This is a genomic window from Ruegeria sp. O11 (assembly GCF_056535285.1).
On record NZ_JBQERS010000006.1, the window covers coordinates 63,529 to 76,808 of the forward strand.

Below are 13,280 nucleotides of genomic sequence, written 5' to 3' on the forward strand. Positions count from 1 at the left end.
AATCCGCCCTCAGTTCGAGAAGCCGACAAAGCGGCGGACGGCTTGACCATCGGTCAATGCACCCCCACCCGCGACGACGATTTCTTCGCCATCGGTCAGGCCGGTGAGCACGCGGACATCGCCGCTCTGCGTTGGTTCGATCGTAACTGGAACCCGGCGGACCGTGCCTTCGTCGGCGCCAACCGGCGAGAAAACCATAACGCCCAGCGCGCCGCTGGCATCAGCCACCACAGCCGTTGGAGGGATGATGATCCCGGTACGCTCGTCCTGCACCTGCACCGTAACCGTTACGGAGGAGCCGGGTAGAATTTGCAACCCCTCTGGCGGGGTCAAACCAAACTGGATGCGGAACGTCTGGCCCACGCTTGAGGATTCTGCGTCGAATTCGCGTATTTCCAGCGGAAAAATCTCATCGCTAACCGGGAACTTAGCAGTAATGGTAATATCATCCTGCTGTCCGGAACGCTGGAACAGGATTTCGGGCACGTCGACCTCAATCCGCAGTTCGGACATATCGTGGAGTCGCACGATGGGCGTGCCCGCTGAAACAGTTGTAAACGCTTCAACCGCGCGGCTTGAGACCAGCGCATCGAACGGGGCGGTCAGCGTCGCATGCTCCAACGCATATTCGGCGTCCCGTACCGCAATCGCAGCCAGTTGCGCCGCTGTTTCGGCATCGTCAACGGCCACCTGGCTGGCTGCCGTACCGCGCAGTCGCGACAAACGGGCAAGGGTGCGGTCCGCCTGGTCTTTCTGCAGGCGCGTGCGGTCAAACTGCAGCTCAAACGGTTCCTGATCGAGACGGGCAATCAATTCACCCTTGGGGATCACAAAGCCTTCGGTCACAGGCATCTCGACGATCTGCCCCGCGACCTGAAACGCCAAATCAACGGTCTGACGCGCGGCGATCCGACCAAAGAACTGGCGCGAAAAGCCGGGTGAAGTTTCGCTAACCTGCATCAGTTTCACAGGCTTAGCGGGCTCTTGCGCCATGGCAGGCGCAGTCAACAAGGACAGTGCGAGGCAAACAGAGGTCAGGAGTTTCATTTCGTCAATCCCTCAGGAATTCCGGTTTTCAGAATGTTGTCACGGATTTTGTGAGCCAGCCGTGCAAACTCGGCGGTTTCTTCGGTGTTCAGACCGGATGCGCTGTGAAACAGCTCACCAGCCACGGCCACCAGCATGTTGCGGGCCTCTTCGCCCTGTTCGGTCAGCACCAACAGCCAGGCGCGCCGGTCTTCGGGATCGCGCTGCCGGGTCAGATGCCCCGCCTGTTCCAGTGCATCGGCGGTCGCGGTGATCGTGGATGGCACGGTCAGCATATCTGCCGCCAACACCCCCATACGTTTGGGCGCATCCAGCTTGATCAGCATATGGCATTCCTGATGACTCAGGTCCGTTTCGATGCAATCAAAGCTCTCTTCCAGTTTCCAGTAAAGCGCATAGACCCCCATCATCGCCTGAATCTCAGGGCTGAGGCGGCCTAGTCGGGTGCTGATTTCTTCAGACATGGGTCTCTTCCATCCGAATCGCGGCGAAATATACTTCGAATAATGAACTATTCAAGTTCTGAAGCGGCCGCGCGTGCATTCCCTTGGGTCAACACATCTTGATCAATACCGGCTGGGGCTGCATTTTGTTCAGATCATGAACTCAGGATCAGCCATGTACACTCCTGCCATCACCGGTACCGGCGTCTATACGCCCGAGAACATCATCACCAACGCCGAACTGGTGAAAGCATTCAATGCCTATGCTGACCGGATGAACGCCGAAAACGAGGATGCGATTGCAGCGGGTGAGATGGAACCGATGCAGCATTCCTCGGAAGAATTCATCGTCAAAGCATCGGGGATTGAAAACCGGTATGTGATGGATAAGACCGGCGTTCTGAACCCCGAGATCATGCATCCAGCGCTGCGCCAGCGCAGCGACGACGAACCGGGGATCATGACCGAGATGGCCGTGGATGCGTGCCGCAAAGCTCTGGCTCAGGCTGGACGCGATGCCGAGCATGTCGATCTGGTGATCTGCGCCGCCTCGAACCACGAACGCGCCTACCCGGCGATTGCCATCGAGATTCAACAGGCACTTGGGATCGAAGGGTTCGGGTTTGACATGAATGTAGCCTGTTCCTCGGCCACCTTCGGCATTCAGGCGGCGGCTGATATGGTGCGCTCGGGATCGGTACGTGCGGCGCTGGTGGTGAACCCCGAGATTTGCTCGGGCCATCTGGAGTGGCGCGACCGGGATTGCCACTTCATCTTTGGTGATGTGGCCACAGCAACACTGGTCGAACGCCGTGACGATGCAAATGGCCCGCATTTCGAGATCATCTCGACCCGCTGCGCTACATCATTTTCCAACAATATCCGGAACAATAACGGCTTCCTTCGCCGCTCTCGTCCAGATGGGGTTAAGGATCGCCGCGACATGCAGTTTATGCAGAACGGGCGTAAAGTGTTCAAGGAAGTGCTGCCCATGGTCAGCAAACATATCAGCGACCATATGGAGGCCGAATGTATCAGCAGTGATAATCTCAAGCGCCTGTGGCTGCATCAGGCCAACAAGACTATGAATGATTTCATCGGCAAAAAGGTTCTGGGCCGTGAACCTGAGGCGGAAGAGCAACCTAATATTCTACAAGACTATGCCAACACATCCTCGGCAGGATCGATCATTGCTTTTTCGAAACACTCAGATGATCTGATTGATGGCGATGTGGGGCTAATCTGCTCATTTGGCGCCGGGTATTCCGTAGGATCGGTGATTGTGAAGCGGCACCAATAAACGGCATATATTAATTTCTCTACCTACCCGTTCCTTTCGGCCTATACCAATTCAGCCCGAAATTGTTGCTTGAAAATTTCTTCAGATAAGCCCCACCGATCCTTAATCTTCGATCAACACCTCATACACGGGTGCCCCGGGCATCCGAGTGGAGTATTGATGGGAGCCCTAAGGTATGGGAAAATCGATGAAAACTGGGATGGCCGCGCTGGTTGCTGCGCCATTCATTGGAGTCATGTCCAGCAGCGCGGCTGTTGCCGAGGCTCAGGTCTGTACAGTCAACACAGCGCGCAGCGCCGCGAATAGCGGTGACTATGGAACGCTTTGCGACTGCTCACATGTCACGCCCGGTTTTGTCAAACATCTGCAAAAACGCTCGGACCTGCCGGATATCTTGCAGAACACGTCAGCGCTATGCCCAGGGCTAACCAATTTGCTTGTCGATCTTCCAACGGCGTCTGTCACTGGCGCATCGACGGGGGAGGATCGCAGCAGTGATCCGAATTTAAGGTCTGCCGTAGCTGAAAAAGATGAAGACGCAGGACCAAATACAGGCGGAGGCCCTGGGTCTGGCGAAGGAGATACGCCTGGAAACAGCGGGGGCGAACCCGGAGATGGAGGAGACAACCCTGGCGATGGAGGCAGCGATCCCGGTGATGACGGTGGCAAGCCCGGCAAGGGTGGCGACAAACCCGGCAAGGGTGGTGGCAAAGGTGGCCATGGCGGCGATAAGCCTGGAAAGGGCGGGACCAAAGGCAACAACGGCGGTGGGAATGGCTCAGAAGGGGCCAGCCCCGGGCGTGGAAAGAATGCCAACAACGACGAAGGCTGATTGAAGGGGCTGTCCTTCTCCAATACGAAGAAAGGCGGCCTGCGTGCCGCCTTCTTCAACAAGAAATCATTGCAAATCCATGCAGAGACTAAGCACCAACAAGTGCGGATGCGTCAGCTGACGCTTTCTTCTTCAAGGTGAAGCTTCATCTCGATCAGCACCTGCTGCAGCATGCTGGTCTCTTTCAGCAAGCGCTTTGCCTCGTTGACGGTGATGATGCCATCTTCGATTGCGGTCTGATATTCGGACATCAGCATCGCAAAGCGTTGGCTTAATGCAATGACGTCAGAATTCACGCCACCGGTACGAGGGCCTTCTGAATTCCGACCGTTATAAGACAGGGTGATACCCTGCAAATCGGCCAGTGCCGAGGTGACATGCGGGTAAGCTGCGGCGTTTTCCAGTTGCGCAACAGCATCCACAGGCATGAAGCGGTCAACGTGTTCGGCATTATCAGAATAATATCTTCCCAGGGTGGCTTTGGATTTACCAGTGATTTCGCACGCGGCTTCGATCCCGACATCCTTTACCAATGCCTCGGTGTGCTTTTTCAGATAGGCCCCGATATCTGCCATGTTGCTACCCTTGTTACCTGCGCTCCTGTCCCCCGCCTGTCCGTGCCGGGGGAAAGGGTAGGGAAATTTCCCATATTCGAGTCATAATTGAAATGCCATAAGTTGACTATCCCTCAGATATGCAGGGATTTTGTGAGTGAGTGGCGGCCGTTCGTGCCGGTAAAGAGTGATTGCAGGGCAATATTACCGCCTTGCAAAGTAAATAGGCCAACTATAGGCCGAAGACGCCGCTGTTGCGGACGCGAGGTTATCCATCCCCAAGAGCATCTGCTCGACCTCTGCTGCTGTAGCGGCGGCGTCGCTTTCCCCGTACATGAGACCGCTTGCCCAGACCGATCAGGCGAATTAGACCCACGGCATGGCAAAGCTCTATTTCAACTATTCGACCATGAACGCGGGCAAATCGACCGTGTTACTGCAGGCCTCGCACAACTACCGCGAACGCGGCATGGATACCTATCTCATGACCGCCGCCATCGATGGGCGCGCGGGTGAGGGGCAGATCGCTTCGCGAATCGGCATTTCCGAACAGGCGGACAAATTTCACCCCGCCGACGATGTGTTTGCCATGATCGAGAACCGTCTGAAAAAGGGACAGATTGCCTGCGTGTTCATTGATGAGGCCCAGTTTCTGTCGGAAGAACAGGTCTGGCAGCTTGCGCGTGCTGTAGACGACCTGAAAGTTCCCGTGCTGACATACGGATTGCGGGTGGATTTTCAGGGCAAGCTCTTCCCGGGATCTGCCACACTTTTGGCATTAGCTGACGAGATGCGCGAAGTGCGAACCATCTGCGAATGCGGCCGCAAGGCGACCATGGTGATTCGTCAGGACGAGAACGGGAACGCCATCACCGAAGGTGCCCAAGTCCAGATCGGCGGGAACGAGACCTATGTTTCGCTCTGCCGCAAACACTGGCGCGAGGTTGTCGGCGACTAGACCGGGTTGGGCAAGGCTCGCCCCGCAACAAATGCCGCCACATTGTCCAGCGCCATATGGCCCATATCGGTGCGCACCTCTTCCGTTGCCGTACCCAGATGCGGCAACAGCGTCACATTCTGCATCTCACGCAAAGTAAGTGGAACTTCGGGTTCGAATTCGTAAACGTCCAATCCGGCACCAGCGATCTGCCCTTCTTGCAAAGCAGCAATTAACGCTGTCTCATCTATGACTTCACCGCGTGCGATGTTGACCAGAATTCCATCGGGTTTCATCGCCTCCAGCACTTCGGCGTTAACCAGATGGCGCGTTTCAGTCCCGCCGGGAACGGCTAATACAAGAAAATCTACAGACGCCGCCAATGCGTCGAGATTGGGAAAGTACTCAGTTGGGAAATCCACCTGCTTTGGGCTACGCGATTGATACGCGACGCTCATGCCAAATCCAAAATGACAGCGTTGAGCAATCGCCTGCCCAATCCGCCCCATACCCACGATACCCACCTTCTTACCGCTTACATGATGGCCCAGCATTTGCGTCGGGTGCCATCCTTCCCAGCCGCCTGATCTAACCAGACGCTCCCCCTCACCCGCACGGCGCGCGGTAGCCAGCAGCAAGGTCATGGCAATGTCTGCCGTGGCATCTGTAACAGCGCCGGGCGTGTTGGTTACCGAAAGGCCTGCTGTCCGCGCAGCGTCCACATCAATATGATTGTAGCCAACGCCGAAATTTGCCAGCAGTTTACAGCGTGGCTCAGACGTTTGGGCAAACACCTGTGTCGAAAATTGATCTCCGAGCGTGGGGATAACGACATCAAATTCGGTCAGCGCGCGCACCATCTCGTCTTGTGTCAGAGGCGAGGTCGCCTCACGAATTTCGACGTCGAACTCTGCTCGGGCACGGGCTTCGACAGCCTCAGTCATTGGGCGGGTAATCAGCAATTTCATTAGTGCATCCGCCCCCCGGTAGGAACTTCTCCATCCGGCCCGATCAAGACGATCTCTCCGTTTTCGTCCGGAAGACCCAGCACCAGAACCTCGGACATGAACTTGCCGATCTGACGCGGCGGGAAGTTCACAACAGCCATCACTTGCTTGCCCACCAGAGTCATCGGGTCGTAATGGGCGGTGATCTGGGCAGACGTCTTGCGCTCACCTATCTCATCACCGAAGTCGATCCACATCTTGATCGCGGGTTTGCGAGCCTCTGGATATGGTTCAGCACGGACGACCTCGCCAACACGAATGTCGACTTTAAGAAATTCGTCGAATGTGATCTCACTCAAGAGAAAGCTCCTTGGATCGGTTGGTTGCGGCTTTGACGGCACGATGCAGCAGGTCTGGGAACCCTTCCTCTTCGTGCATAAGCACCTCTAGCGCTGCCTGCGTGGTACCATTGGGCGAGGTCACATTGACCCGTAGTTGCGAGGGGTGCTCATCTGCGGCCATCGCCAACGCCCCTGCCCCGGCTACGGTTGATTTGGCCAACTTCATCGCCAGCTCAGGCGGCAAGCCATGTGCTTCACCTGCTTGTGCCAGCGTTTCAATTAAGTGGAAAACATAGGCCGGACCTGAGCCACTAACGCCAGTGACGGCATCCATCTGCGTCTCATCATCAAGGCGCACCGTTTCGCCAATCGCCGAAAGCAATCCCTCGGCCAATACAATATCGGCATCCGAGGCTTCCGAATTACCAATCAGTGCCGTAATCCCCTGCCGAACCGCTGCAGGTGTGTTTGGCATTGCTCGGATGATGGGTGTGTCCGCACCCAGAACGTTTTCGAAAGTGGCCAAAGATGTGCCGGCAGCGACCGAAATGAACAGACTATCGCCACCGCCAAGCGCCTGAATGGCAGGCAAAGCCTCACCCATCATCTGCGGCTTAACAGCCACCAAAACCACTGCCGGGGATTCGGGGAGAGGTGTGTTTATGTTGACGCCCTGCGCCTTCAGCCAGTCAGAGGGATAAGGATCGATCACCCAAACCGATGCTGCGGGCAGGCCATGTTCCAACCAACCCGCAAGCATCGCTGAACCCATCTTGCCGCATCCCAGAAGCACCAACCCCTGTTCGGCAACGCGCGAGATATCCATGATTGCCCCTCCCCTATGGTTTGGGGCAAAGCTTTACGCGCGGCCGTAAGCCTCTGCAATGGCGACTTGCATTGCCTCTTCGGGATCACGGTTGCCCCAGGTCACCAGTTGGATCGCAGGGTAGTAGCGCTCGGCGCTCAGCACCGCTGCGGTGATCATGGTATCGATTTGTTCCGGGCTGGCGGTCTGACCACCGGCCAGTACCAAGCCATAGCGATAGACCATCAATTTTTGATTGGCCCAGTAGGTAAACGCCCCGGCCCAACACTGATCATTCATCTTGTTCAGCAATTCATAAAGCTCGGTTTCGCGCTCGGCTGGAGGCTCCATTTCGAACGAACACACCATACGCAGCGTTTCGTCGTAATTCGACCAGGCCAGTGTGATCGAGTATGTGCGCCACTGTCCTTCAACGGCCATGGCAATCTGATCATCCCCGATCCGGTCAAAATCCCAGTCGTGATGTTCTGCAAGATGTTCAACAATGTCGATCGGATGAAGGTCTTCTTCGAGATACTGCTCGGAAAGGGCCATAATGCCACCTCACTAATCTCTAGCAATTTGGGGCTGGCAGCGCCCCAGCGCTAGTTGCCTGCTCTACAAGCCGGGCTTCCCCAGTCTGTCTGTACTAAATATGGTGCGACGCACGCCGGGTTCTGGCAACCCTAATTATTGGGGATAACAGCAATAAGTTGTGGACAGTTGGCAACGCCGATCAAAATATTGGCGTCTCACGCAGCTTTGTCTTGATTATTTTCTGCAAGGCGGCATCATACACGACACCGCTCAATCCAAATCTGGATTGCGCGGCTGATTGTCTTTGCCTGAAATTTGCAATTCAGTCGGACTTATTTGTCCAGCTTCGCTTCAAGTGCGGCAATACGCTGTTCAAGCGCGGCATTTTCTTCGCGCGCTTTCTGCGCCATGGCCCGCACAGCATCAAACTCTTCCCGGGTGACAAAGTCGCGATCAGCCAGCCAGCGATCCATCATCGACTTCATCGCATTTTCAGCTTCTTCCCGCGCCCCTTGCGCCACGCCCATGGCGTTGGTCATGAGTTGAGACATATCGTCCAGAATCTTGTTACGGGTTTGCATGGGCTTTCTCCGATTTCACGATTGCTCTCTATATGGGTAAAGAATGGCCCGGGCTCAAGGTTGACTTGCCCCGCAAACCCCGGGCAATGAGACGCACATGCAGGCTGTACTGAATTTTCCCGATCTGTCACCCGACGTTTTCTCGATCTCTGTGTTCGGGATGGAGTTTGCGCTGCGCTGGTATGCGCTGGCCTATATCGTTGGCATTCTGATTGCTTGGCGCGTGGCGTTGATCGCGCTGCGTCGACCTGGGCTTTGGACGGACGAGACACCCCCGATGCGCCCCGACCAGCTTGAGGATTTAGTGACCTGGATCATCGCGGGTGTCATCCTTGGGGGCCGCTTGGGTTTCGTCCTTTTCTATCAGCCCGCCTACTACCTATCGCACCCGCTGGAAATCCTGATGGTCTGGCAAGGCGGCATGGCGTTTCATGGCGGCCTGCTGGGCGTGATCATCGCCAGTTATCTGTACGGTAAGCGCCACAAGATTCCGCTTCTCTCGCTAGCCGATCTGGTCGCCCACACGGTGCCACCCGGGTTACTGCTGGGGCGGCTCGCGAATTTCAGCAATGCCGAACTTTGGGGGCGGCCCAGTGAGCTGCCATGGGCGGTGATCTTTCCCGGCAGCGCGGCACAGGATTGTCCCGGCGTTGTGGCCGGAATGTGCGCCCGCCATCCTTCGCAGCTGTATGAAGCAGCACTTGAGGGGCTGCTTCTTGGTGCACTACTGATCTGGTTGGCCTATCGGCGTGGCGCGTTTCAGAAACCCGGTCTGATTATGGGCGTGTTTCTTGCAGGCTACGGCGCTTCGCGTTTCCTGGTCGAGTTCTTTCGCCAGCCGGACGCCCAATTTATCACGCCCGGCAACCCGCTGGGGCTTGCATGGCATGTGGGTGGGTACGGCTTGACCATGGGGCAGCTTTTATCATTGCCGATGATTGCACTTGGCCTTTGGTTTGCGCTGCGGGCGCGGCGTAGATCATGAATCTGAAGGATCTTCTGCTCCTCCGCATTCAAAATGATGGCCCCATGACCGTCGCCGACTACATGACCGAAGGCCTGATGCATCCCGAGCATGGCTATTACGCGACCCGCGACCCGCTGGGTGCCCAAGGTGATTTCATCACTGCTCCAGAAATCAGCCAAATGTTCGGCGAGTTGATCGGTTTGTGCCTAGCGCAATGCTGGCTTGATCAGGGCAAACCCGAACGCGTCGCACTGGCAGAGCTTGGCCCCGGTCGTGGCACGCTAATGGCAGACATCTTGCGCGCGACAAAAGGTGTTCCCGGATTTCATAACGCGATCGAGATTATGCTATTCGAGGCCTCTCCGGTCCTGCGCAGCATCCAGTCCAAAGCCCTACAGAACTATAAACCCCAATGGGTCGAGGCCATTTCTGATCTACCGGATCTTCCGCTGTATCTGGTGGCAAACGAATTCTTCGATGCTCTTCCCGTACGTCAGTTCCTGCGTGACGGCGAAGGTTGGCGCGAGCGATTGGTCGGGGGTGACGGCACTTCACTTGCATTCGGACTTGGCGCGCAGACCCCTCAGGCTACACTGAACGAACGATTACAGGATACACAGGATGGCGATCTGGTCGAGTTATGCGCTGCTGCAACCTCCATTCTGAGTAGCGTCGCGGGGCAGATTTCACGGAATGGCGGGGCCGGGCTCATCATCGATTATGGCGACTGGCGATCACTTGGAGACACTTTGCAAGCCTTGCAGACACATAAACCAGTCGACCCATTGGACCAACCCGGCCAGGCAGACCTGACAGCGCATGTCGACTTTGAGGCATTGGCGGTTACGGCGCGCGCTGCGGGCTGTGTCCATTCAAGGTTGACACCGCAAGGGGTGTTTCTTGAACGCCTAGGGATCACTGCGCGTGCTCAGTCTCTTGCTGCCCGGCTCAGCGGGTCACAGCTTGAGGCGCTGATATCCGCACATCGACGGTTGACGCACCCGGATGAAATGGGAAACCTATTCAAAGTACTGGGCCTATATCCGCAACACGCTGCACCGCCACCGGGACTGGAACCATGACATTGGAAATCCTCACATCTGATATTCTGTCCCCTGTACGACACGGGTTCTTCAGTCGTCGTGGCGGCGCCTCGTCAGGCATTTATGCGGGTCTCAATTGCGGAACCGGTTCAACTGATCTGGCCGAGGCCGTAGCCTTGAATCGTAGGCGCGTCGCCCAGGCCATGGAAGTCACCCCAGAGGGCTTGATCGGCGTGCATCAGGTGCATTCTCCAACCGTAATCACCGTGGACGGACCAATTAATGGCGAGAAGCCCAAAGCAGACGCGGTTGTTACGGCGACGCCAGGCCTCGCCCTGACGATATTGACGGCGGATTGTCAGCCAGTTCTATTGGCTGATTCTGACGCAAAAGTGATCGGTGCGGCGCACGCGGGTTGGCGCGGAGCGTTAGACGGCGTTCTAGAGGCAACTCTTGATGCGATGGAGGGATTGGGGGCCACACGGGCAAACACTGCAGCGGTCATTGGTCCAACCATTTCGCAACGTGCATACGAAGTTGGCCCGGAATTTCTGGACAGCTTTATCGCTGACTCGTCGGAAAACACGCGATTCTTCGCAAATGGCGAAGGCGACCGCCTGCACTTTGACTTACCCGCGTTTGGCCTGCACCGTTTGCGTCAGGCCGGTGTTGGACAAGCCGAATGGATTAAGCACTGCACGTATTCCGACCCTGATAGGTTTTATTCCTATCGGCGCTCAACCCACGCCAATGAGGTCGATTACGGCAGGTTGATTTCAGCGATCAGGCTGTAGATCTAGCCCGAATTAAGGCAACTTCGCCCAGATTCTGCCACATTTATTGTGTTTATCTGTCACAGAATCGTCTCAAATTTTCACCAATGCTCAGACGGTTACCCGAAATTGGGGCAGCTGAGCGTTGGCGTACGTAGCCAAGAGGTAACTAAAACCTTCTTATTGTCCTGAATTCATCCCGGATCAGCCTTATCGGTGCCGCAAAGCCGCATCACATTTGGTCCACATACAGGAACCGGGCGTTTCGCCCCAACGAAGCAGGATGATGAATATGAGAATGAAATCGCGCTTTCTGAATGCCGTGCTTACGGCCCTTAAGGATCAGGAACCAGAAATGCCCTGGAAGCGGGTTTCAAGTCACTCTGTCAGAGTCGCGCGCCGTCTGGCGGCTAGACGCTGACATGCAACCCCATGGGACCAGCTGCCGGTCTCAACGGGCAAGACACATACCGGGTAATGCTCTGGTTCGGTATGTGGGGCCGCGATCGAGATTGCGACCATGTTTCGGAGCGTGTGCGTGCGGGCAATTGAAGCCTGCAGTTTACGAGTTTGTCTGGGGGGTCACGAAATTGACCATGAACATTGGTGTTTAATTTTCGCGGCGCTGCGCACTTGCAGCATCGGCCGGTGTTTATCCCTTTGATTAAAGACAAAGAACAAAGCCGTTTGGCGCAGTTGCACGGGGGTTCAAAATGCCCGGACGGTATTTAGAGGAGACGGAATATATGGCTATTCCAAATTCTCTGGCACAAGCTGCCAGAAACGCGGTCGAGACATCAGCGCTGTTGCGCGATGTGCCTGGACCGTCAACAAAACCTAAGGCCCAGCTTCGAAGGTACGAAGTTTCTTGCCTGCTGGAAAATGGGGATGTTTCACAGACAAGGCATATCGCACCAGCCTTACCGATGTTCGAAGATGCGTTCTGCGCCTTTACACGTGGCTCGTTGGTCGAGACAACGCATGGTCCGATGGCCATTGAAGACCTGATGCCCGGTGATGATGTTCTTACTCAGAACGGATCATCCGAAACGGTGCTTTGGAAGGGGTCTGTAACACTAATCCCGGGGCGCGAAGATTCGCGTGGACGGACCCGTCCGCTGACCCGAATTATGGCCGATACCTTTGGGATGCAGAAACCAATGTCGGGCGTTATCGCAGGTCCCGCAGCACGTCTGCTCGCGACACCAGCGCATATGCGCCATTTGCATGCCGGCCAACCTATGCTGACACCCGTGAATGAGTTCCAAGACGGTACGAGCGTAATTGAAACGCTACCGCCGACTCCGGTTGAGTTGTTCCATATCTGCGTCGCGCGACATTCGGTCATCAGGGTTGATGGTCTGCAATTCGAAACCTACCATCCTGGCGTCAATGCTGTACGTATGATCAGCCACTCTTTGCGATCGATCTATCTGAATCTATTCTCACATATCGAATCACTGAACGATTTTGGCCCATTACTCTTGCCAAGGGCCGGAGATGGTGAAATTGACGCTCTAACAGCGTGAAATGGTTAACGATTACTGCAAGTGTAGAGGCATCATGCAGATATTAGTAATTTGGGCACTATCCCTGGCTGTGGCAGCGGTGCTGTCACCATGCGCGGTGGATCAATCTGGCATCAGGGTCAGGCCGTCTGGTTCATCCGGTCTTCCAGTACGTCAAATGGTACGCCTGGCTCGTCTTTTGCGCCTCGGATAACAAGCGAGGTTTTCACGCTGGCCACGTTTGGCGTAGTCAGCAGCTCTCCCGTAAGAAATTGCTGAAAACTGCTGAGATCCGGTGCAACGCATTTCAGGATGAAATCCACCTCGCCGTTCAGCATATGGCATTCACGGACTAAAGGCCATTCGCGGCAACGGTCTTCAAAGGCACTGAGTTCGGATTCAGCCTGGCTTTCCAACCCGACCATCGCAAAAACCTGCACCTCGAATCCAAGTTCGCGGGCGTTCACATCCGCATGGTAACCATGGATATAGCCCGAATCCTCCAATGTCCGCACCCGTCGCAGACAGGGTGGAGCCGATATTCCAACGCGTTTGGCAAGTTCAACATTGGTCATTCGGCCGTCGGCCTGCAGCTCCGCAAGAATCTTGCGGTCGATTTCATCCAATCGGGTCGCGACCATCGAATGCTCCTAAATTTTTCAGGT

16 protein-coding genes are annotated in these 13,280 nt (G+C 55.8%); 7 read left to right on the forward strand and 9 right to left on the reverse strand.

Annotated features, from left to right (window positions below; all coding sequences use genetic code 11):
* Positions 1–9 precede the first annotated feature (9 nt).
* Together ACRZ91_RS13115 and ACRZ91_RS13120 are read right to left on the reverse strand one after the other, a co-directional pair.
* Positions 10–1,047 (reverse strand): efflux RND transporter periplasmic adaptor subunit, encoded by a 1,038-nt coding sequence (locus ACRZ91_RS13115; protein WP_480906041.1) that lies wholly within the window; start codon positions 1,045–1,047, stop codon positions 10–12.
* Positions 1,044–1,511: a MarR family winged helix-turn-helix transcriptional regulator gene (locus ACRZ91_RS13120; protein WP_480906044.1), complete on the reverse strand. Its 468-nt coding sequence runs from the start codon at positions 1,509–1,511 to the stop codon at positions 1,044–1,046. The genes ACRZ91_RS13115 and ACRZ91_RS13120 overlap by 4 nt, the downstream gene beginning before the upstream one ends.
* Positions 1,512–1,665: 154 nt before the next feature.
* Here ACRZ91_RS13120 and ACRZ91_RS13125 point away from each other — a divergent pair, with 154 nt between their 5' ends.
* A complete protein-coding gene (locus ACRZ91_RS13125) occupies positions 1,666–2,790 on the forward strand; it encodes a beta-ketoacyl-ACP synthase III (RefSeq protein ID WP_480906047.1) in 1,125 nt (374 codons plus the stop codon).
* A 187-nt stretch (positions 2,791–2,977) separates the two neighbouring features.
* Positions 2,978–3,622 carry a hypothetical protein gene (locus ACRZ91_RS13130; protein WP_480906050.1) on the forward strand — a complete coding sequence of 215 codons (645 nt, stop codon included), beginning with the start codon at positions 2,978–2,980 and terminating at the stop codon, positions 3,620–3,622.
* A gap of 113 nt (positions 3,623–3,735) precedes the next feature.
* Here the strand turns inward: ACRZ91_RS13130 and ACRZ91_RS13135 are convergent, their stop codons facing one another.
* Entirely contained in the window at positions 3,736–4,197 is a 462-nt protein-coding gene (locus ACRZ91_RS13135; RefSeq protein ID WP_170472887.1) for a hypothetical protein, read from the reverse strand.
* Positions 4,198–4,555: 358 nt separating this feature from the next.
* On the opposite strand from ACRZ91_RS13135, the gene ACRZ91_RS13140 reads away from it, so the two are divergent.
* Positions 4,556–5,134 (forward strand): thymidine kinase, encoded by a 579-nt coding sequence (locus ACRZ91_RS13140; RefSeq protein WP_170772564.1) that lies wholly within the window; start codon positions 4,556–4,558, stop codon positions 5,132–5,134.
* Here the strand turns inward: ACRZ91_RS13140 and ACRZ91_RS13145 are convergent.
* From ACRZ91_RS13145 to ACRZ91_RS13165, 5 genes are all read right to left on the reverse strand, one after another.
* Complete coding sequence (locus ACRZ91_RS13145) at positions 5,131–6,081, reverse strand: 2-hydroxyacid dehydrogenase (protein ID WP_480906054.1); 951 nt, start codon at positions 6,079–6,081, stop codon at positions 5,131–5,133. The two genes, ACRZ91_RS13140 and ACRZ91_RS13145, sit on opposite strands and share 4 nt — an antisense overlap.
* Complete coding sequence (locus ACRZ91_RS13150) at positions 6,081–6,419, reverse strand: tRNA-binding protein (protein WP_170472910.1); 339 nt, start codon at positions 6,417–6,419, stop codon at positions 6,081–6,083. Before ACRZ91_RS13150 ends, ACRZ91_RS13145 begins: the two co-directional genes overlap by 1 nt.
* A complete protein-coding gene (proC, locus tag ACRZ91_RS13155) occupies positions 6,412–7,227 on the reverse strand; it encodes a pyrroline-5-carboxylate reductase (RefSeq protein ID WP_480906057.1) in 816 nt (271 codons plus the stop codon). The genes ACRZ91_RS13150 and proC overlap by 8 nt, the downstream gene beginning before the upstream one ends.
* Before the next feature lie 33 nt (positions 7,228–7,260).
* A complete protein-coding gene (locus tag ACRZ91_RS13160) occupies positions 7,261–7,761 on the reverse strand; it encodes a type III secretion system chaperone family protein (RefSeq protein WP_010441802.1) in 501 nt (166 codons plus the stop codon).
* A 314-nt stretch (positions 7,762–8,075) separates the two neighbouring features.
* Positions 8,076–8,324, reverse strand: coding sequence for an accessory factor UbiK family protein (locus tag ACRZ91_RS13165; protein WP_010441801.1), 249 nt, complete (start codon positions 8,322–8,324; stop codon positions 8,076–8,078).
* Between the two features lie 97 nt (positions 8,325–8,421).
* Between ACRZ91_RS13165 and lgt the strand changes: the two genes are divergently transcribed.
* From lgt to ACRZ91_RS13185, 4 genes are all read left to right on the forward strand, one after another.
* Positions 8,422–9,309, forward strand: a complete 888-nt coding sequence (lgt, locus tag ACRZ91_RS13170; RefSeq protein ID WP_170541301.1) for a prolipoprotein diacylglyceryl transferase — start codon at positions 8,422–8,424, stop codon at positions 9,307–9,309.
* Positions 9,306–10,373 (forward strand): class I SAM-dependent methyltransferase, encoded by a 1,068-nt coding sequence (locus tag ACRZ91_RS13175; protein ID WP_480906061.1) that lies wholly within the window; start codon positions 9,306–9,308, stop codon positions 10,371–10,373. Before lgt ends, ACRZ91_RS13175 begins: the two co-directional genes overlap by 4 nt.
* A complete protein-coding gene (pgeF, locus tag ACRZ91_RS13180; protein WP_170541307.1) occupies positions 10,370–11,128 on the forward strand; it encodes a peptidoglycan editing factor PgeF in 759 nt (252 codons plus the stop codon). Before ACRZ91_RS13175 ends, pgeF begins: the two co-directional genes overlap by 4 nt.
* A 725-nt stretch (positions 11,129–11,853) precedes the next feature.
* The gene (locus ACRZ91_RS13185; RefSeq protein ID WP_480906064.1) at positions 11,854–12,636 is read left to right on the forward strand and encodes a Hint domain-containing protein; all 783 of its coding nucleotides are present in this window, start codon (positions 11,854–11,856) and stop codon (positions 12,634–12,636) included.
* Between the two features lie 119 nt (positions 12,637–12,755).
* On the opposite strand, the gene ACRZ91_RS13190 is transcribed toward ACRZ91_RS13185, so the two are convergent.
* Positions 12,756–13,256 (reverse strand): Lrp/AsnC family transcriptional regulator, encoded by a 501-nt coding sequence (locus tag ACRZ91_RS13190; RefSeq protein ID WP_010441796.1) that lies wholly within the window; start codon positions 13,254–13,256, stop codon positions 12,756–12,758.
* Positions 13,257–13,280: the final 24 nt, after the last annotated feature.

Excerpts from the sequence above, each read along its gene's own strand:
- lgt (WP_170541301.1), top strand. The coding sequence starts at position 8,422 with ATGCAGGCTGTACTGAATTTTCCCGATCTGTCACCCGACGTTTTCTCG.
- pgeF (WP_170541307.1), top strand. The coding sequence starts at position 10,370 with ATGACATTGGAAATCCTCACATCTGATATTCTGTCCCCTGTACGACAC.
- ACRZ91_RS13130 (WP_480906050.1), top strand. The coding sequence starts at position 2,978 with ATGAAAACTGGGATGGCCGCGCTGGTTGCTGCGCCATTCATTGGAGTC.
- ACRZ91_RS13175 (WP_480906061.1), top strand. The coding sequence starts at position 9,306 with ATGAATCTGAAGGATCTTCTGCTCCTCCGCATTCAAAATGATGGCCCC.
- ACRZ91_RS13160 (WP_010441802.1), bottom strand. The coding sequence starts at position 7,761 with ATGGCCCTTTCCGAGCAGTATCTCGAAGAAGACCTTCATCCGATCGAC.
- ACRZ91_RS13125 (WP_480906047.1), top strand. The coding sequence starts at position 1,666 with ATGTACACTCCTGCCATCACCGGTACCGGCGTCTATACGCCCGAGAAC.
- ACRZ91_RS13115 (WP_480906041.1), bottom strand. The coding sequence starts at position 1,047 with ATGAAACTCCTGACCTCTGTTTGCCTCGCACTGTCCTTGTTGACTGCG.
- ACRZ91_RS13120 (WP_480906044.1), bottom strand. The coding sequence starts at position 1,511 with ATGTCTGAAGAAATCAGCACCCGACTAGGCCGCCTCAGCCCTGAGATT.
- proC (WP_480906057.1), bottom strand. The coding sequence starts at position 7,227 with ATGGATATCTCGCGCGTTGCCGAACAGGGGTTGGTGCTTCTGGGATGC.
- ACRZ91_RS13145 (WP_480906054.1), bottom strand. The coding sequence starts at position 6,081 with ATGAAATTGCTGATTACCCGCCCAATGACTGAGGCTGTCGAAGCCCGT.
- ACRZ91_RS13190 (WP_010441796.1), bottom strand. The coding sequence starts at position 13,256 with ATGGTCGCGACCCGATTGGATGAAATCGACCGCAAGATTCTTGCGGAG.
- ACRZ91_RS13165 (WP_010441801.1), bottom strand. The coding sequence starts at position 8,324 with ATGCAAACCCGTAACAAGATTCTGGACGATATGTCTCAACTCATGACC.
- ACRZ91_RS13185 (WP_480906064.1), top strand. The coding sequence starts at position 11,854 with ATGGCTATTCCAAATTCTCTGGCACAAGCTGCCAGAAACGCGGTCGAG.
- ACRZ91_RS13135 (WP_170472887.1), bottom strand. The coding sequence starts at position 4,197 with ATGGCAGATATCGGGGCCTATCTGAAAAAGCACACCGAGGCATTGGTA.
- ACRZ91_RS13140 (WP_170772564.1), top strand. The coding sequence starts at position 4,556 with ATGGCAAAGCTCTATTTCAACTATTCGACCATGAACGCGGGCAAATCG.